This is a genomic window from Burkholderia aenigmatica (assembly GCF_048627025.1).
GTDB classification, from domain to species: domain Bacteria; phylum Pseudomonadota; class Gammaproteobacteria; order Burkholderiales; family Burkholderiaceae; genus Burkholderia; species Burkholderia aenigmatica.
Genome location: NZ_CP184468.1, coordinates 2,572,259 through 2,589,869, shown reverse-complemented (window position 1 = coordinate 2,589,869; position 17,611 = coordinate 2,572,259). Strand labels below are relative to the sequence as shown.

At 60.1% G+C, this 17,611-nt stretch carries 14 protein-coding genes, 2 tRNA genes and 3 rRNA genes; 11 read left to right on the top strand and 8 right to left on the bottom strand.

Annotated elements, in window-relative coordinates; genetic code table 11:
* Positions 1-20: 20 nt before the first annotated feature.
* Together ACN8ZM_RS12095 and ACN8ZM_RS12090 are read right to left on the bottom strand one after the other, a co-directional pair.
* Positions 21-713, bottom strand: coding sequence for a glutathione binding-like protein (locus ACN8ZM_RS12095; RefSeq protein WP_043188800.1), 693 nt, complete (start codon positions 711-713; stop codon positions 21-23).
* A gap of 258 nt (positions 714-971) precedes the next feature.
* Positions 972-1,763 (bottom strand): oxepin-CoA hydrolase, alternative type, encoded by a 792-nt coding sequence (locus tag ACN8ZM_RS12090; protein ID WP_043188799.1) that lies wholly within the window; start codon positions 1,761-1,763, stop codon positions 972-974.
* A gap of 202 nt (positions 1,764-1,965) precedes the next feature.
* On the opposite strand from ACN8ZM_RS12090, the gene ACN8ZM_RS12085 reads away from it, so the two are divergent.
* Positions 1,966-2,622 (top strand): glutathione S-transferase, encoded by a 657-nt coding sequence (locus ACN8ZM_RS12085; RefSeq protein ID WP_043188796.1) that lies wholly within the window; start codon positions 1,966-1,968, stop codon positions 2,620-2,622.
* A gap of 43 nt (positions 2,623-2,665) precedes the next feature.
* Here ACN8ZM_RS12085 and ACN8ZM_RS12080 read toward each other — a convergent pair whose 3' ends face one another.
* Together ACN8ZM_RS12080 and ACN8ZM_RS12075 are read right to left on the bottom strand one after the other, a co-directional pair.
* Entirely contained in the window at positions 2,666-3,838 is a 1,173-nt protein-coding gene (locus ACN8ZM_RS12080; RefSeq protein ID WP_089450946.1) for a pyridoxal phosphate-dependent aminotransferase, read from the bottom strand.
* Between the two features lie 33 nt (positions 3,839-3,871).
* On the bottom strand, positions 3,872-4,351 hold the full coding sequence (locus ACN8ZM_RS12075; protein ID WP_089450945.1) for a putative toxin-antitoxin system toxin component, PIN family: 480 nt from the start codon (positions 4,349-4,351) through the stop codon (positions 3,872-3,874).
* Positions 4,352-4,408: 57 nt separating this feature from the next.
* On the opposite strand from ACN8ZM_RS12075, the gene yaaA reads away from it, so the two are divergent.
* On the top strand, positions 4,409-5,191 hold the full coding sequence (gene yaaA, locus ACN8ZM_RS12070) for a peroxide stress protein YaaA (RefSeq protein WP_043188790.1): 783 nt from the start codon (positions 4,409-4,411) through the stop codon (positions 5,189-5,191).
* A gap of 88 nt (positions 5,192-5,279) precedes the next feature.
* A complete protein-coding gene (locus tag ACN8ZM_RS12065) occupies positions 5,280-6,434 on the top strand; it encodes a M14 family metallopeptidase (RefSeq protein WP_043188787.1) in 1,155 nt (384 codons plus the stop codon).
* 82 nt (positions 6,435-6,516) lie between these two features.
* Here the strand turns inward: ACN8ZM_RS12065 and ACN8ZM_RS12060 are convergent, their stop codons facing one another.
* The 4 genes from ACN8ZM_RS12060 to ACN8ZM_RS12045 form a co-directional block, all read right to left on the bottom strand.
* Entirely contained in the window at positions 6,517-7,167 is a 651-nt protein-coding gene (locus ACN8ZM_RS12060; protein WP_205823396.1) for a BspC domain-containing protein, read from the bottom strand.
* Between the two features lie 144 nt (positions 7,168-7,311).
* On the bottom strand, positions 7,312-7,986 hold the full coding sequence (locus ACN8ZM_RS12055) for an energy-coupling factor ABC transporter permease (protein WP_043188781.1): 675 nt from the start codon (positions 7,984-7,986) through the stop codon (positions 7,312-7,314).
* A 75-nt stretch (positions 7,987-8,061) separates the two neighbouring features.
* Positions 8,062-8,898, bottom strand: a complete 837-nt coding sequence (locus ACN8ZM_RS12050) for a response regulator transcription factor (RefSeq protein WP_043188780.1) — start codon at positions 8,896-8,898, stop codon at positions 8,062-8,064.
* A 213-nt stretch (positions 8,899-9,111) separates the two neighbouring features.
* Complete coding sequence (locus ACN8ZM_RS12045; protein ID WP_420210046.1) at positions 9,112-10,329, bottom strand: DUF2863 family protein; 1,218 nt, start codon at positions 10,327-10,329, stop codon at positions 9,112-9,114.
* Between the two features lie 568 nt (positions 10,330-10,897).
* On the opposite strand from ACN8ZM_RS12045, the gene ACN8ZM_RS12040 reads away from it, so the two are divergent.
* From ACN8ZM_RS12040 to ACN8ZM_RS12005, 8 genes are all read left to right on the top strand, one after another.
* Positions 10,898-12,430, top strand: a 16S ribosomal RNA gene (locus tag ACN8ZM_RS12040).
* A gap of 64 nt (positions 12,431-12,494) precedes the next feature.
* Positions 12,495-12,571: transfer RNA gene (locus tag ACN8ZM_RS12035), tRNA-Ile, on the top strand.
* 41 nt (positions 12,572-12,612) lie between these two features.
* A tRNA-Ala gene (locus ACN8ZM_RS12030) sits at positions 12,613-12,688 on the top strand.
* Between the two features lie 295 nt (positions 12,689-12,983).
* Positions 12,984-15,865: ribosomal RNA gene (locus ACN8ZM_RS12025) — 23S ribosomal RNA — on the top strand.
* 132 nt (positions 15,866-15,997) lie between these two features.
* A 5S ribosomal RNA gene (gene rrf, locus ACN8ZM_RS12020) occupies positions 15,998-16,110 on the top strand.
* Together the 16S, 23S and 5S rRNA genes with 2 tRNA genes alongside form the textbook arrangement of a ribosomal RNA operon.
* Before the next feature lie 251 nt (positions 16,111-16,361).
* On the top strand, positions 16,362-16,766 hold the full coding sequence (gene cueR, locus ACN8ZM_RS12015; RefSeq protein WP_089450941.1) for a Cu(I)-responsive transcriptional regulator: 405 nt from the start codon (positions 16,362-16,364) through the stop codon (positions 16,764-16,766).
* 215 nt (positions 16,767-16,981) lie between these two features.
* On the top strand, positions 16,982-17,128 hold the full coding sequence (locus ACN8ZM_RS12010) for a DUF3563 family protein (RefSeq protein ID WP_006478295.1): 147 nt from the start codon (positions 16,982-16,984) through the stop codon (positions 17,126-17,128).
* Positions 17,129-17,242: 114 nt separating this feature from the next.
* Positions 17,243-17,611, top strand: coding sequence for a hypothetical protein (locus ACN8ZM_RS12005; RefSeq protein WP_420210045.1), 369 nt, complete (start codon positions 17,243-17,245; stop codon positions 17,609-17,611).

The following is a 17,611-nucleotide window of genomic DNA, read 5'->3' as shown; positions in this document are numbered from 1 at the left end:
CTCCGTCCGTCACATGCGTGTCAGTGCTTCGCGTATTGCGTCGCACCGAACAGCACCTCGCGTGCCTTGTCGTCCTGCAGCGCCTTGCGCATCGATGCGAGCACTTCGACGCCGCGCTGCACGGCCGGTCGCGCGGCGATCGCCTCGTGCCAGCGCTTCACGTTCGGCAATTCGTCGAGCACGATACCCTGGTTCTGCCACGAGCGCGTCCACGGGAACGTCGCAATGTCCGCGATCGTGTACTCGTCGCCCGCGAGATACTCGGATTCGCCGAGCCGTTTGTCCATCACGTTGTACAGCCGCTTCGCTTCGTTCGTGTAGCGGTTGACCGCATACTCGATCTTCTCCGGCGCATACAGGCGGAAGTGGTGCGCCTGCCCGAGCATCGGGCCGACACCGCCCATCTGGAACATCAGCCATTCGAGCGTCGCATAGCGCGCGGCCGGATCGGTCGGCAGGAACTTGCCGGTCTTCTCCGCGAGGTAGATCAGGATCGCGCCCGATTCAAACAGTGAGATCGGCTGGCCGCCGGGGCCGTCCGGATCGACGATCGCGGGGATCTTGTTGTTCGGGCTGATCTTCAGGAAGTCCGGCTTGAACTGGTCGCCCGCGCCGATATCGACCGGATGGGCACGATAGGCGAGGCCCGTTTCCTCGAGCATGATGTGCACCTTGTGGCCGTTCGGGGTCGCCCAGCTATAGACGTCGATCATCGTGAACTCCTTTGTTCCATGCGCGAATAACGGCGCCGGCAGCGCCGCGACAGGCGGTCATTAGAGCATGGATCGATGCGGGCTGCTGGCGACGGAACCGTGCGTGCCGATGCGTATGCGCAGTCGTGCGCGCGCGTCGAGTTGCATGGTGTCGGGGGCGATTGCGTGTCGTTCCGAGTCGTCGAGATCGGGGGCGTCGCCGTGCAGCATCGAGTCGATGCGGTGGCGACGCGTCCATTCGAAAGCGGGCGCGACGGCTCAGCGTTTGTAGCGGGGCTGGCGTTTCTCGAGAAATGCGGTGATGCCTTCGAGCCCGTCCGCATGATGCAGCGATGCGACGAAATGATCGCGCTCGGTGCCGAGATGCGCGTCGAGCGGCTGCATCGTTGCGTCGTCGAGCAGCGACTTGATGCGCGTGAGTGCGTTCGGCGAGATGCCGGCGAGCGCATCGGCCCATGCGAGCGCGTCGGTCAGTGCCGCGCCGGGCACGGCGAGGCGGTTGACGACACCGAGCGTGTGCAGACGTTCGGCTGCGACAGGCTTGCCTTCGAACAGGATCTCGGCCGCGATCGCACGCGGCAGTGCGCGCGCGATGAACCACGAACCGCCTCCGTCGGGCGTCAGGCCGACACGCGCGTACGACATCACGAACTTCGCATCGTGCGCGGCGACGATCAGGTCGCACGCGAGCGCGAGCGAGAAGCCCGCGCCGGCCGCGGCACCTTCGACCGCCGCGATCACCGGCTTCGTCGAAGCGTGGATCGCCGTTACCCATGCAGCGAGCTGATCGATGCTGTCGGCCTGGTAGGACGGATCCTTCGAACGGTTGTCGAGCAGCCGGTTCAGGTTGCCGCCGGCGCAGAAGAAGCGATCGGCGCCGGTGAGCACGACTGCGCGAATCCCGGGATCGCGTTCGGCGGTGGCGAGCGCTTCGATGCCGGCCGCGTACATGTCGGGATGCAGCGCATTGCGTGCGCCGGGATTGGATAGCGTGAGGACGAGCGTCGATTCGCTCTCGGGCGGACGCGAGGCCAGCAGTTCAGCACTCATGCGAGCGTGTCTCCATCGGATGGCGGGGCTACGGCGGCGGGCGCATGGCACGCGCGGATGCGGCCGATGCCGTAGCAGATGTATTGTTGTCGTGACGGACGCAAAACTTGCTTTAGACTAGCACGAACGTGCTTTTCAGCGCGACGAATCCCGATGCGGCCGGCACCGTTGCGGCCGCGTTCCAGCAACGAAGGAGACTCCGATGCTACAGCTGTGCGGTATTCCGTTGTCCAACTATTACAACAAGGTGAAGTTCGTCCTGCTCGAACACGACATTCCGTTCGAGGAGTCGGTGTGCGGTTTGCCGATCAGCGATCCGGCCCAGCTCGCCGATTCGCCGCTCGGCAAGATTCCGTTCCTGAAAACGGAGGAAGGCGCGCTGTTCGAGTCGCAGGTGATCGTCGAGTACCTGGCGGCACGCTATCCCGAGAAGGGCATTTTCCCGGCGAGCCCGTTCGCGGCTGCGAAGGTGCGTGAACTGGTCGAAACGCTCGAACTGTATCTCGAATGGATGGCGCGTGAGGTCTATACGGAAGCGTTTTTCGGCGGCAAGGTCAGCGACGGGATGAAGGCGCATGTCGAGAAGCGCCTGCCACGCGCGATCGATGCGTTCAAGCAGATGACGCAGTTTTCGCCGTATGTGCTCGGCGGGTCGTTCAGCCTGGCGGACATCGCCGCATCGATCCATCTGCCGGTCATCGGAATGGCGACGAAGGCCGTGTTCGGACGTGACTTCCTGCTCGATGCGGGCATCGACTGGAAGGCTCACGCGAAGCAGGTCGGCGAGCGGCCTGCTGCACAGCGCGTGGCGGCCGATCGGAAGGCCTATATCGAAGCGACGAACGGCGCACGTTCGTAAAGCGCGGGGCCGGCGGGGCGGCGCGACGCCGCCCATGCGGGACTTACAGGCGGGCGAGCCGTTCGAGCGCGGACGCGAGCGTGCTTTCCTGCTTCGCGAAGCAGAATCGGACGACGCCCGATTCGTGCGGCTCGTGATAGAACGCCGATACCGGAATGGCCGCCACGCCGATCTCCGACGTGAGCCACTTCGAGAATTCCGCTTCCGGCAGGTCGCTGATCGCCGAATAATCGACGCACTGGAAGTACGTGCCGGTGCAGGGCAGCAGCTTGAAGCGCGTGCGCTCGAGGCCGGCCCGGAAGAAGTCACGCTTCTTCTGATAGAAGTCGGCAAGCGTCAGGTACGGCGCCGGGTCGCGCAGGTAATCGGCGAGCCCGATCTGCATCGGCGTGTTCACCGTGAACACGTTGAACTGGTGGACCTTGCGGAATTCCGCGGTCAGCGCGGCAGGCGCTGCGACATAGCCGACCTTCCAGCCCGTCACGTGATAGGTCTTGCCGAAGCTCGACACGATGAAGCTGCGCGCGGCGAGTTCCGGATAGCGCGCGACGCTCTCGTGGCGCGCGCCGTCATAGACCATGTGTTCGTAGACCTCGTCGGACAGGATCAGCACGTTGGTGCCGCGCACGATCTCCTCGAGCTTGCGCATGTCCGCCTCGCGCCACACGGTACCCGTCGGGTTGTGCGGCGTGTTGATCAGGATCATGCGCGTTTTCGGCGTGATGGCGGCCGCCAGACGGTCGAACGGAATCGCGTAGTCGGGCGCTTCCAGCGTGACGAACACGGGCTTGCCGCCCGCGAGTTCGATCGACGGCAGGTAGCTGTCGTAGGTCGGTTCTACGACGATCACTTCATCACCCGGATGCACCGTGCACATGATCGCGGTCAGCAACGCCTGCGTCGCGCCGGCCGTCACGGTGATTTCGGTCGCCGGATCGTAGCGCCGGCCATAGACCTGCGCGATCTTGTCCGCGATCGCATCGCGCAGCGGCGCGACCCCGGCCATCGGCGGATACTGGTTGTGCCCGTTGCGCATCGCGGCGGCAACCGCATCGACGATGCGCGGATCGCAGTCGAAATCCGGAAAGCCCTGGCCGAGGTTCACCGCGCCTTTTTCGGCGGCAAGCGCGCTCATGACCGTGAAGATCGTCGTGCCGACGTTCGGCAGGCGCGAGGGGAAAACGGGAGTCGTTGGCATGTCTGAAGGAGCGTTCATCGATACGGTCGAAAGCGGGTGGTGGTGCGTGCGTCAGGCCGGCGTGGCGTCGAGTGCGCAAGCCTCGGCAAAGGGTGCGGGCTGCGCGATCCGGAAGCCGAAGTCGCGTGCGGTACGCTTCGCGAGCTTCAGCAGCGCGCGGTCTTTCGACACGAGCCACTCGGCCTGGGCGGCGCGGGCGAGTTCAAGAAACTTCTGGTCGTCGCGGTCCTTGCACTTCGGCAATGGCGGCGCGTCGGCGTCGATGGCCGGCGGCTCGACGAGGCTCGCCAGGCGGGCGACGGTCGCGAGCGCGGCTGCCTTGTCGACAGCGCGCGACTGGAACTGCGGATAGTCGAGCACATACTCGAGTTCGGTCAGGCAGCGGCCGTCGATCACGGCGGCCAGCGTGCCGCGTTCGAGTGCGGCCCGGATCGGGCGCGTAGCGGGGTCGTCGAATACGAGGATGTCGATCCAGACGTTCGAGTCGAGCACGACGCGATGTGCGGCATGGGGGGCGAGAGAGCGGGTCATTCGTTACAATCGGTGGTTTTCGTCTGACCGCAAGGCACGGCGTGCCAGCGAGCCTATATGATAATCGTTCTCTCTCCAGCCAAATCCCTCGACTACGATACGCCCGCGCACGTCCAGTCTTACACGAAGCCTGCATTCGTCGACGACGCGTCGGAACTGATCGACGGCCTGCGCAAGCTTTCGCCGCAGGACATCGCGACGCTGATGGATATCTCCGATCCGCTCGCACGCCTGAATTTCCAGCGCTACGCGGACTGGTCGCCGACCTTTACGCCGGCCAACGCGAAGCAGGCCGTGCTCGCGTTCAACGGCGATGTATATGAAGGATTCGACGCCAAATCGCTGTCGTCCGCCGATCTCGACTATGCGCAGCAGCACGTGCGCGTGCTGTCGGGCCTGTACGGGCTGTTGCGTCCGCTCGATCTGCTGCAGCCGTACCGGCTCGAGATGGGTACGCGCTTCGCGAACGCGCGCGGCAAGGATCTGTATGCGTTCTGGGGCGATCGCATCACGCGGGCGCTGAACGAACAGCTCGAAACGCGCAGCGGCGCGGCGCGCGTGCTGGTCAACTGCGCGTCGACCGAATACTTCAAGTCGGTCAAGCCGAAACTGCTGGCCGCACCCGTCATCACGCCGGTGTTCGAGGACTGGAAGGGCGGCCGCTACAAGATCATCAGCTTCCATGCGAAGCGGGCGCGCGGCCTGATGGCGCGTTTTATCGTCGAGAACCGTATTACCGACCCGAAGGCGCTGAAGGATTTCGCGACGGAAGGCTATGCGTTCGATGCGGCTGCGTCGAACGATTCGACTTACGTATATCGCCGGCGAGTCGGCGAGTGACCCTGTCGGCCGTTCACGAGACGGCCGGCGCATGCATGAGGCCGGGCAGGCGTTACACCGCTTGTTCCGGTCGCCCAAGGAGAGACAGATGGCCCTTTCGATCACCAGCAATTTCGACGCAGGCGCAATCGACGTCGTGTCGTGCGACAGTCCCGATGCGATTCGGCTGCGCGTGCGTGGCGACAACCAGTCGGAATTCGCGCAATGGTTTTACTACCGCTTGACGGGCGCACGCGGCGAGCGCTGCGTGATGACGTTCGAGAATGCTGCCGAATGCGCATATCCGTCGGGCTGGCGCAATTACAGTGCGGTGGCGAGCTATGACCGGGTCGACTGGTTCCGCGTGCCGACGACGTTCGACGGCAAGACGATGACGATCGACCATACGCCGGAATTCGACAGCATCTACTACGCGTATTTCGAACCGTACTCGGAAGAGCGTCACGCGGCATTTCTCGGTGCGGTTCAACAGTTGCCGCAGGCGAGCGTCGTCGAACTCGGCCGCACGGTCGAAGGCCGTCCGATGTCGCTGCTGACGCTCGGTACGCCGGAAACCGACGGCACGCCGAAGAAGAAGGTGTGGATCATCGCGCGCCAGCATCCCGGCGAGTCGATGGCCGAGTGGTTCGTCGAAGGCCTCGTCAAGCGGCTGGCCGGTTGGGGCGACTGGGCCGGTGATCCGGTTGCGCGCAAGCTGTACGATCGCGTGACGTTCCACATCGTCCCGAACATGAACCCGGACGGCAGCGTGCATGGCAACCTGCGCACCAATGCGGCAGGCGCGAACCTGAACCGCGAGTGGATGGCGCCCGATGCCGAGCGCAGCCCCGAGGTGCTGGCGGTGCGCGATGCGATCCATGCGATCGGCTGCGACATGTTCTTCGACATTCACGGCGACGAGGATCTGCCGTATGTGTTCGTTGCCGGGTCGGAGATGTTGCCGAGCTTTACCGAGCAGCAGGGCAAGGAGCAGACCGCATTCATCGACGCGTTCAAGGTCGCGAGCCCCGACTTCCAGACGGAGCACGGCTATGCGGCGAGCAAATACAAAGAGGACGCGCTCAAGCTCGCGTCGAAGTACATCGGCCACCAGTTCGGCTGCCTGTCGCTGACGCTCGAGATGCCGTTCAAGGACAACGCGAACCTGCCCGATGAACGAGTCGGCTGGAACGGCGAGCGCAGTGCGGCGCTTGGCGCAGCGATGCTGGCGGCGATCCTGGTGCACGTCGACACGTTCGCGTAAGCGTAGCGTCGCCGTATGAAAAAAGCCGGGGCATCATGAGATGCCCCGGCTTTTTTGCGTCAGTCGATGTCGCGACGCCGTATCAGGACTTCTTCGCGGCTTTCTTCTTCACGACCTTCTTCTGACCGCTCGACTTTTTCGTTGCGACGGCCTTCTTGCTGCCGGTGCGGCTCGACGCCTTGACCTTGCCTCGGTGCGACTTGCCCTTGAATTTCTTCGCCGAGGATGAGGAGCGCTCGACGCGCGGCTTCAGCGGCGGAACCGGGTCGTTCCAGCTGAACGCGAGCATTTGCTGACCGACGTAGCCGCATCGGAATTTCAGTGGCGTCGGGTCACTGCCGTCACTGTGGATGCCGAGTCCGTCGACCGTGACGATATTGTCGACCTTCACGCGCTGCTTGCCTTGATCGAACGAGTCGTTCCATGGCGTGATCGTCGCGTTGCCGCTGTCGAATGCGTTCGGCGCGAAGTCGACGCGGTCGAACGCCGACGACGTACTGGCGATGAAGCTGCCGTGCGCCGCACAATCGGCGGCGAGCGGATCGGCATGCATTTCGTTGACGAATTTGTTGATCAGTTCGGAGCGCTGGTCGAGCAGGTCGGCGAAGGCCGGTGTCGGAAGCGCAAGCGACAGGCCCGCAATACAGGCTGCCAGCTTGCCGAGCGCCCGGAAAATCCGGAGCGACGCAGGAGAGCTGTCCATCTGGTTATTGGTGAGGAGCGAATGAGACATCGGGCACGTATAGATGTCCGATGAAGAACCGGAGTTCAATCTTAGCGTAAAAAAGTTGTGCGGCAGTAGATGTCGCATTCTGCCGCGCTGCACGAGGTACCGCCGGTACGTGATGACGGTGCCGCTGCCAGTGGGTCAGGTCATTCAGGCGCGCGGGCCGCCGAGGCGATAGCGCCGGACGTCGAAGGTCGTGACCCATGCGGGGCGATAGACGGCGATGAGTGCCGTCGCCATGCCGGTGAACCACGCTTCGCCGAGTGCGAGCAGCGCAGTGTTCAGCAGATAGCCGGCCGGAATCACGACGGGCACGCCATCCGCGAGTGCGAGCTGGACCCCGGCCGCGGCAGCGGCGACCGCGATGATCGCAATGGCCGGCGACAGGAATCCCTGGCCCGTGATGAACGACGCGAGATTGTGTGGCAACCATGCGAGCGCGGCGCGCTGCAGCAACGCCGACACGGCGACCGGCAGCGCGCCGTAGATCAGATAGGTCAGGCCAATACCCTGCCAAGGCGCGTCGAAGATGATCGCGGCAACCGCCGTGATGGCGCCCATCGCGATCAGTGCGAGTGTCCAGTCGAACAGTGTGACGAGCAGCGTCGCGCCAAGCAGATGCATGACGATGCCATCTTCGAGCCAGGCATTCGAGGCCCAGAGGACTGCAATGGCGGTCACGAGCGCGAGCCACACGTGCTGGAGCGTGGCGTCCTGCAGGCGCACGAAGGGACGATTCCAGATCGCGAGCGCGAGCAGGGCCACGGCGGCGATCCAGCCACCGATGCCAACCCAGAGCGGAAGCGGTGTGAAAAGAAAACCCATGCGTCCATATTACTCGTTGAGCATCAAAGGTGGGAATCCGCACATACCGACCGTCGCAATATCGAGACTGTTTGCCTAGCGTTCGCGCCGGAACCGCGCTGGCGGCTCGGCGGCGATCGGCAGGTCTTGTGCGCCGTCGATCGAGGCTGGCAACGGGTATGGCCGGTCATGCCGTTGCGGGCGCAGCGGAACCGGGCCGTGTTCGCCGGTGGGCGGCTTGCGCGGGCGACTGCGGTTCGCCAGCAGCACCTCGAGATGGGGCGACAGCCAGCCGTTGTAGATCGCGACCGCGGCGGCGCGATTGGCGGCACCAAGCTGCTGGAAGATGCTGGCGAGGTGAATCTTGACGGTACCTTCGCTGATGCCGAGCGTGCGGGCGATCATCTTGTTCGTGCTGCCCATGTGGACGAAGCGCATGATCTGCGCTTGCCGCGGCGACAAGAGACCGCTCGGCGGGCGGCGGGGAAGCGATCCGGCGAGCGTCTGGAAATGGGCATCGTAGCGCGCCGCGGCGGTGGAAGGCAGCAGGCGGAGCGCGATCGGCGGGATGTAGTGCCCGCCCAGCAGCACGATCTCGAGTGCACGCACGATCAGGTGCGGTCGCGTGGAGTGCGGGATCACGCCGGCAACACCATAGTTGAAGAAGCGCTGGATGGCTTCCGGCGATGTCTCGTCGACCAGGACGGCGACGGGTGTCGGCGAGCACGCGCTGCAGAGCGCCTGAAGCTCGCTGAGCCGGCCGACATCGAGCCAGTCGATCACGAGGAGGTCGAAACGCTGGTTGCGCAGCAGCCTGCGCGCCTGAAAACTGTCGGGCGCATCGTTGATGCTGGCGTGACGGTCGATCTGTCGCAACAGGGCCTTCAGTCCGTCACGCCGTTCGGCGTCTGAATTGAGCATCAGGAACCGCATATTCAACCTCCATAATGTGAGCCATTGATCTGCCGTCTGGCATGCCTTGGGTCTGATGATGACAAAGACCTTACACGATGTCTGCTTGGCTGAAAGGCTTAGGAAAAGTATGAAATTTTGGGCGGCGGGAGGGCGGACAAGTAAAAAGCCGCTCCGGCGGGAACCGTGAGCGGCTTCAGGCGGGCAGGCCGTCAGGGCCTGCAGTGCTGCGGGTCAGTGGAAGTGCGGCTGGGCGGGTGACGCGTCTTCCGGCATTTCCGAGTGGACGATTTCGCCGAGCGGATCGGCGTAGAGCGGCACGCCGCAGTCGTCGCAGTATTCGGGCTCGAAGCGGCCCGCGTGCCGCCGGACGTCGGTTACGCCGCATTCCTTCAGCAGGCTCACGATTTCCTCGAGCGGCCCTTCGATCGGTGCTTCGCCTTCGAGCGTCGCGCTGTCGATCGACACGTCGCCGTTTTCACGGCCGTAGAGCGGCCATACGACGCCGTAGATTACGTCGTTGCTGGCACGTCGCGTGAAGCCGACGCGATACTCGTCGATACGGCGTTCGCCGAAGCCGGCGACCACCGCGCGCAGCTCTTGCGGTGCCGCACCAAGTGTGTCGAAAAGATAACGAATGGCGGTTCTGACCGTGTGCGGACGCACGCGTTCGTCCGCATCCCGGCAGGCCGAATAGTACGCGTCCGGAAGCAGGCACTCGAACTCGCAGCCGGGCAGGGCGATCGACAGGTTCGGGCCGCCCTGGGCGGTCCATTGCTCGAGGCACTGGCCACGTTCGATCCGGCTGCCGCCTTCTTCTTCCTGCCAGCGGAACAGCGGTGCGCCGGCGGGCGCAGCGACGACGGCGAGCAGGAAGCGCGGGTCGGCCAGGATCGGCGAGGTTTCCGGCAGGTCGCCGAAGCTGAGCTTGGGCGTGTGCTGGCTGATCGCCGCATGCGCGAGCTGCTGGGCCAGCCGGTACGTTTCGACGTGGTGCCGCGGCAACTGGTCGATGCTGTAGAGGAACGGAGCAAGCCCGACGAGGGTACCGTTCGCCAGGACGTGAGCCTGCAGGTGCGTTCGCAGCGCGTCGGCAACGTCCCCCTTGAGCGGGCCCGACGGAATCATGTAGCGCGTCCATGCGAGAATCGGGACGGCGACCAGCAGCGCGTCGAACGGCTGGCCGTCGTGCTCGATCACCATCGACTCGCTGTGCGTCTCGGCCATGTCGGCGAGCGCGCCATAGGCGTCGGGATGATTCTGCTGAAGATGGTCGAGCGCTGCGTCGAGCGTGGTCTGGTTGCCGTTGCGGACAATCTTGGCGAGCAGCGCGTCGAGCTTCGCTTCCCAGAAGCGATCCTCGATGCGGCTGCCCGAGGCGAAGAGCGCAAGCGACAGACCGACCAGTTTGTCGGCATCGGGGGGGAGGCGTTTGGCGATTCGCTGGCGCATATTAAAGACGTATATAGAAAGAGGCGAAGAACCTCACATTCTAGTCCGTTCTTTGCACCGTAAGCGGTCTCGTGCCGACGCATGGCCGGCCGGCCGAATTGCAGCTTTTGTAAAAAAGTTGCTTCAAACCCCTTGCGCGAATGCTGGGAGCTCCCTACAATCACGCCTCTTTCGCGCTAACGGAAACACGGCGCGGGAGAGGGAAGCAAGGTTGGCGGTGTGCTGCAGTCTGGAGCGCGCCACTGGCCTGGAAGTTGAGCCCCGCAGTCGCAACGATGTAGTGAAAAAAGTTGTTGACGAAATGCGAAACACGGTTCATAATCTCGCTTCTCTGCTGCTGAAAACGCAGCGCTGCTGAGAAACACGAAGTTCCTCGCAGAAACGCTCTTTAAAAATTAACAGCCGATAAGTGTGGGCGCTTGATGGAAGCGAGCTGATCCTCGGATCAGATAGCGAAAGTATCAAGAGTCTCACACTAAAGTAAGTCAGGTTTATGAAGCAATTCATATTCCTGTCAGCTTTGAGTGAGCGACCGGTTCTTAACTGAACCGAAAACAGTAACAGGTTTAAACTGAAGAGTTTGATCCTGGCTCAGATTGAACGCTGGCGGCATGCCTTACACATGCAAGTCGAACGGCAGCACGGGTGCTTGCACCTGGTGGCGAGTGGCGAACGGGTGAGTAATACATCGGAACATGTCCTGTAGTGGGGGATAGCCCGGCGAAAGCCGGATTAATACCGCATACGATCTACGGATGAAAGCGGGGGACCTTCGGGCCTCGCGCTATAGGGTTGGCCGATGGCTGATTAGCTAGTTGGTGGGGTAAAGGCCTACCAAGGCGACGATCAGTAGCTGGTCTGAGAGGACGACCAGCCACACTGGGACTGAGACACGGCCCAGACTCCTACGGGAGGCAGCAGTGGGGAATTTTGGACAATGGGCGAAAGCCTGATCCAGCAATGCCGCGTGTGTGAAGAAGGCCTTCGGGTTGTAAAGCACTTTTGTCCGGAAAGAAATCCTTGGCTCTAATACAGTCGGGGGATGACGGTACCGGAAGAATAAGCACCGGCTAACTACGTGCCAGCAGCCGCGGTAATACGTAGGGTGCGAGCGTTAATCGGAATTACTGGGCGTAAAGCGTGCGCAGGCGGTTTGCTAAGACCGATGTGAAATCCCCGGGCTCAACCTGGGAACTGCATTGGTGACTGGCAGGCTAGAGTATGGCAGAGGGGGGTAGAATTCCACGTGTAGCAGTGAAATGCGTAGAGATGTGGAGGAATACCGATGGCGAAGGCAGCCCCCTGGGCCAATACTGACGCTCATGCACGAAAGCGTGGGGAGCAAACAGGATTAGATACCCTGGTAGTCCACGCCCTAAACGATGTCAACTAGTTGTTGGGGATTCATTTCCTTAGTAACGTAGCTAACGCGTGAAGTTGACCGCCTGGGGAGTACGGTCGCAAGATTAAAACTCAAAGGAATTGACGGGGACCCGCACAAGCGGTGGATGATGTGGATTAATTCGATGCAACGCGAAAAACCTTACCTACCCTTGACATGGTCGGAATCCCGCTGAGAGGTGGGAGTGCTCGAAAGAGAACCGGCGCACAGGTGCTGCATGGCTGTCGTCAGCTCGTGTCGTGAGATGTTGGGTTAAGTCCCGCAACGAGCGCAACCCTTGTCCTTAGTTGCTACGCAAGAGCACTCTAAGGAGACTGCCGGTGACAAACCGGAGGAAGGTGGGGATGACGTCAAGTCCTCATGGCCCTTATGGGTAGGGCTTCACACGTCATACAATGGTCGGAACAGAGGGTTGCCAACCCGCGAGGGGGAGCTAATCCCAGAAAACCGATCGTAGTCCGGATTGCACTCTGCAACTCGAGTGCATGAAGCTGGAATCGCTAGTAATCGCGGATCAGCATGCCGCGGTGAATACGTTCCCGGGTCTTGTACACACCGCCCGTCACACCATGGGAGTGGGTTTTACCAGAAGTGGCTAGTCTAACCGCAAGGAGGACGGTCACCACGGTAGGATTCATGACTGGGGTGAAGTCGTAACAAGGTAGCCGTATCGGAAGGTGCGGCTGGATCACCTCCTTTCCAGAGCTATCTCGCAAAATTGAGCGCTCACGCTTATCGGCTGTAAATTTAAAGACAGACTCAGGGGTCTGTAGCTCAGTCGGTTAGAGCACCGTCTTGATAAGGCGGGGGTCGTTGGTTCGAATCCAACCAGACCCACCACCGTCTTGACTGGCGGTACACCCTGAGGAATATCTGTACATGGGGGCATAGCTCAGCTGGGAGAGCACCTGCTTTGCAAGCAGGGGGTCGTCGGTTCGATCCCGTCTGCCTCCACCAATCACCAACGCTAAGCGCTTGGTTCAGACACTGAACCGAGAATTTTGCATTGGCGATTGAGCCAGTCAGATTGATATGAGTAAAACCATATCGGCTGTCGTTCTTTAACAATCTGGAAGAAGTAAGTAATTTGGATAGCGGAAGCGTCTATGAGATGGACGTGAAAACTATCCGGGTTGTGATTGTATCGATGTATCTCAAGATGATTCGAACTCTATGTTTGACTCAATTGGAATACGGCACAAATGCGAGAACTCAACCTGTAACGACTGTCGATGAGACAGACTCGTTATAGGGTCAAGCGAACAAGTGCATGTGGTGGATGCCTTGGCGATCACAGGCGATGAAGGACGCGGTAGCCTGCGAAAAGCTACGGGGAGCTGGCAAACAAGCTTTGATCCGTAGATGTCCGAATGGGGAAACCCACTCCTTTTGGAGTATCCATGGCTGAATACATAGGCCATGTGAAGCGAACGCGGTGAACTGAAACATCTAAGTAACCGCAGGAAAAGAAATCAACCGAGATTCCCAAAGTAGTGGCGAGCGAAATGGGATGAGCCTTGCACTCTTTATTTGTATTGTTAGCCGAACACTCTGGAAAGTGTGGCCATAGCGGGTGATAGCCCCGTAGGCGAAAACAGTATGAAAGAACTAGGTGTGCGACAAGTAGGGCGGGACACGTGAAATCCTGTCTGAAGATGGGGGGACCATCCTCCAAGGCTAAATACTCGTGATCGACCGATAGTGAACCAGTACCGTGAGGGAAAGGCGAAAAGAACCCCGGGAGGGGAGTGAAATAGATCCTGAAACCGCATGCATACAAACAGTCGGAGCCTCGTAAGGGGTGACGGCGTACCTTTTGTATAATGGGTCAGCGACTTACGTTCAGTAGCAAGCTTAACCGTATAGGGCAGGCGTAGCGAAAGCGAGTCCGAATAGGGCGTTCAGTTGCTGGGCGTAGACCCGAAACCAAGTGATCTATCCATGGCCAGGATGAAGGTGCGGTAACACGTACTGGAGGTCCGAACCCACTAACGTTGAAAAGTTAGGGGATGAGCTGTGGATAGGGGTGAAAGGCTAAACAAACTTGGAAATAGCTGGTTCTCTCCGAAAACTATTTAGGTAGTGCCTCGTGTCTCACCTTCGGGGGTAGAGCACTGTCATGGTTGGGGGGTCTATTGCAGATTACCCCGCCATAGCAAACTCCGAATACCGAAGAGTGCAATCACGGGAGACAGACATCGGGTGCTAACGTCCGGTGTCAAGAGGGAAACAACCCAGACCGCCAGCTAAGGTCCCCAAATATAGCTAAGTGGGAAACGAAGTGGGAAGGCTAAAACAGTCAGGAGGTTGGCTTAGAAGCAGCCACCCTTTAAAGAAAGCGTAATAGCTCACTGATCGAGTCGTCCTGCGCGGAAGATGTAACGGGGCTAAGCTATATACCGAAGCTGCGGATGCGTGCTTTGCACGCATGGTAGGAGAGCGTTCTGTAAGCCTGCGAAGGTGTCTCGGAAGGGATGCTGGAGGTATCAGAAGTGCGAATGCTGACATGAGTAGCGATAAAGGGGGTGAAAGGCCCCCTCGCCGTAAGCCCAAGGTTTCCTACGCAACGTTCATCGGCGTAGGGTGAGTCGGCCCCTAAGGCGAGGCAGAAATGCGTAGCTGATGGGAAGCAGGTCAATATTCCTGCACCATTGTTAGATGCGATGGGGGGACGGATCGCGGAAGGTTGTCCGGGTGTTGGAAGTCCCGGTCGCTGCATTGGAGAAGGCGCTTAGGCAAATCCGGGCGCGGAATTCAAGGGTGTGGCGCGAGCTCCTTAGGGAGCGAAGCAATTGGAAGTGGTTCCAAGAAAAGCCTCTAAGCTTCAGTCTAATGATGACCGTACCGCAAACCGACACAGGTGGGCGAGATGAGTATTCTAAGGCGCTTGAGAGAACTCGGGAGAAGGAACTCGGCAAATTGGTACCGTAACTTCGGGATAAGGTACGCCCTTGTAGCTTGATGCCCCTGCGGGCAAAGGGTGAAGGGGTTGCAATAAACTGGTGGCTGCGACTGTTTAATAAAAACACAGCACTCTGCAAACACGAAAGTGGACGTATAGGGTGTGACGCCTGCCCGGTGCCGGAAGATTAAATGATGGGGTGCAAGCTCTTGATTGAAGTCCCGGTAAACGGCGGCCGTAACTATAACGGTCCTAAGGTAGCGAAATTCCTTGTCGGGTAAGTTCCGACCTGCACGAATGGCGTAACGATGGCCACACTGTCTCCTCCCGAGACTCAGCGAAGTTGAAGTGTTTGTGATGATGCAATCTACCCGCGGCTAGACGGAAAGACCCCATGAACCTTTACTGTAGCTTTGCATTGGACTTTGAACCGATCTGTGTAGGATAGGTGGGAGGCTATGAAACCGGAACGCTAGTTTCGGTGGAGCCGTCCTTGAAATACCACCCTGGTTTGTTTGAGGTTCTAACCTTGGCCCGTGATCCGGGTCGGGGACAGTGCATGGTAGGCAGTTTGACTGGGGCGGTCTCCTCCCAAAGCGTAACGGAGGAGTACGAAGGTACGCTAGGTACGGTCGGAAATCGTGCTGATAGTGCAATGGCATAAGCGTGCTTAACTGCGAGACCGACAAGTCGAGCAGGTGCGAAAGCAGGTCATAGTGATCCGGTGGTTCTGTATGGAAGGGCCATCGCTCAACGGATAAAAGGTACTCTGGGGATAACAGGCTGATACCGCCCAAGAGTTCATATCGACGGCGGTGTTTGGCACCTCGATGTCGGCTCATCTCATCCTGGGGCTGTAGCCGGTCCCAAGGGTATGGCTGTTCGCCATTTAAAGAGGTACGTGAGCTGGGTTTAAAACGTCGTGAGACAGTTTGGTCCCTATCTGCCGTGGGCGTTGGATATTTGAAGGGGGCTGCTCCTAGTACGAGAGGACCGGAGTGGACGAACCTCTGGTGTACCGGTTGTCACGCCAGTGGCATCGCCGGGTAGCTATGTTCGGAAGAGATAACCGCTGAAAGCATCTAAGCGGGAAACTCGCCTTAAGATGAGATATCCCTGGGGACTAGATCCCCTTGAAGGGTCGTTCGAGACCAGGACGTTGATAGGTCAGGTGTGTAAGCGCAGTAATGCGTTCAGCTAACTGATACTAATTGCCCGTAAGGCTTGATCCTATAACAAGTCTGTCTCGCGCTGATTACAGCGCGTCGGATTGGTTGGATTCTCGTGTGTGATACACACAACTCAAAATTACTGCTTCTTCCAAGATTGGTTGTGCTGCGAAGCCAGCACAACAACCCCTTTTGCCTGATGACCATAGCGAGTCGGTCCCACCCCTTCCCATCCCGAACAGGACCGTGAAACGACTCTACGCCGATGATAGTGCGGATTCCCGTGTGAAAGTAGGTAATCGTCAGGCTCCCTAAGCCAGAAACCCCCGCCCGAAAGGCGGGGGTTTTTGCATTTCGGCGACGGAAATGCGTGCGGGGTGGGGTAGCGCGCTTCATTCATCACGTCCCTCAGGCTCGCACGCCAGGTCATTCAACTGCCTCCAGCCGCCAATCCTCACCTCGGAACGAAACCGAACGATTTGATACGATCGAAGTGCCGTCGGCGATTGCACTCGTCTACGTTCATGTTCGAAACAAGGGCTTGATGGAGAGGTCGGGAATGAATATCGGCGATGCGTCGCGTGAATCCGGAGTCAGCGCAAAAATGATCCGGTACTACGAACAGGTCGGTCTGCTGGCGCCGAGCAAGCGGACCGATGCCGGCTACCGGGTCTACGGTGCGGACGAAATCCATATCCTGCGCTTCATCCGCCAGGCGCGACGCCTTGGCTTTCTCGTCGAGGACATCCGCAAGCTGCTGATGCTTTGGCAAGACCGTTCCCGCGCGAGCGCCGAAGTGAAGTCGATTGCCCTCGAGCACGTGGCCGAACTCGACAAGCGCATCGCGGAACTGAGCGACATGCGCAACACATTGGCCGATCTCGCTGCGCACTGTCATGGTGACGGGCGGCCCGAATGCCCGATTTTGGCGCGTCTGTCCGACCCCGTCGGTGAACCAAATTAGTGCGCGCACTCGAGGGCCGAAACAGGCCTCGATTCAGTTTCTATAAAAATCAATAGGTTACGAAAGATGGACGGTCATCCATTCCGATTGGGAATGACTTCCATGCAAGTATTTCACTAGCATCTTGGTGCGGCATCGCTATAATTCGGGATAACCCTATACGGGAAATCCCTGAACACCGATTCACCAGGGGTCCCCCTTCCTTGGAGAATGTCATGATCGCCTACATCGTCGAAAAGCTGAGCAACTGGTTTGAATCCGCAGAACGTGAACGCCGTGAGGCTTACCTCGCCACGTCGTCGGACATCGTCCAGCTCGAGAGCCGTATCCGCTCGCTGGAAACCAACGGCTACTCGCTGTAATCGGAGTCACCGTCAGGTGCCACGTGGCACCGAACGATAAGCAAGCCCCGTATTGACGGGGCTTTGTTTTTTTGTGCGCCGGATCTGGCGCAATCGTCAGGGCAGCGCTATGGTATGCACCTGCTTTTCATCCTGAAGGACACGATCATGCGCTTGCGTCTCGATGTGCGTCGAAGTGCCCGCGCGCGTCTCGTTCTGGGCGCGGCGGTGCTTGTCCATGGACTCGCAGCTGCTGCCGCGACATCGTCCAAACCGCTGATTCTCGATACGCAACGCGGTATTCAGGACGGCATGGGCGGGTTGGTACTGCAGACGGCACCGTTGTCTTCCGAGCCGATCGTCGAGCCGGCAGGCATGCGGGCGCCGGCCGGGCAGGCGCCGAACACGTCGGTTCCGTTGTTCGTCGCGCCGTATATCAATGTCCCCGCGTGGGGTGGACAGCCGGCCAACCAGCCAAGGCTCGCGCCGAGACCGCAGCCGTAA

Bases quoted from the DNA above. Each gene is read 5' to 3' on its own strand.
- ACN8ZM_RS12095 (WP_043188800.1), bottom strand. From the start codon at position 713: ATGATCGACGTCTATAGCTGGGCGACCCCGAACGGCCACAAGGTGCAC.
- ACN8ZM_RS12050 (WP_043188780.1), bottom strand. From the start codon at position 8,898: ATGCGGTTCCTGATGCTCAATTCAGACGCCGAACGGCGTGACGGACTG.
- ACN8ZM_RS12090 (WP_043188799.1), bottom strand. From the start codon at position 1,763: ATGAGTGCTGAACTGCTGGCCTCGCGTCCGCCCGAGAGCGAATCGACG.
- cueR (WP_089450941.1), top strand. From the start codon at position 16,362: ATGAATATCGGCGATGCGTCGCGTGAATCCGGAGTCAGCGCAAAAATG.
- ACN8ZM_RS12065 (WP_043188787.1), top strand. From the start codon at position 5,280: ATGGCCCTTTCGATCACCAGCAATTTCGACGCAGGCGCAATCGACGTC.
- ACN8ZM_RS12060 (WP_205823396.1), bottom strand. From the start codon at position 7,167: ATGTCTCATTCGCTCCTCACCAATAACCAGATGGACAGCTCTCCTGCG.
- ACN8ZM_RS12010 (WP_006478295.1), top strand. From the start codon at position 16,982: ATGATCGCCTACATCGTCGAAAAGCTGAGCAACTGGTTTGAATCCGCA.
- ACN8ZM_RS12085 (WP_043188796.1), top strand. From the start codon at position 1,966: ATGCTACAGCTGTGCGGTATTCCGTTGTCCAACTATTACAACAAGGTG.
- ACN8ZM_RS12045 (WP_420210046.1), bottom strand. From the start codon at position 10,329: ATGCGCCAGCGAATCGCCAAACGCCTCCCCCCCGATGCCGACAAACTG.
- yaaA (WP_043188790.1), top strand. From the start codon at position 4,409: ATGATAATCGTTCTCTCTCCAGCCAAATCCCTCGACTACGATACGCCC.
- ACN8ZM_RS12005 (WP_420210045.1), top strand. From the start codon at position 17,243: ATGCACCTGCTTTTCATCCTGAAGGACACGATCATGCGCTTGCGTCTC.
- ACN8ZM_RS12080 (WP_089450946.1), bottom strand. From the start codon at position 3,838: ATGAACGCTCCTTCAGACATGCCAACGACTCCCGTTTTCCCCTCGCGC.
- ACN8ZM_RS12075 (WP_089450945.1), bottom strand. From the start codon at position 4,351: ATGACCCGCTCTCTCGCCCCCCATGCCGCACATCGCGTCGTGCTCGAC.
- ACN8ZM_RS12055 (WP_043188781.1), bottom strand. From the start codon at position 7,986: ATGGGTTTTCTTTTCACACCGCTTCCGCTCTGGGTTGGCATCGGTGGC.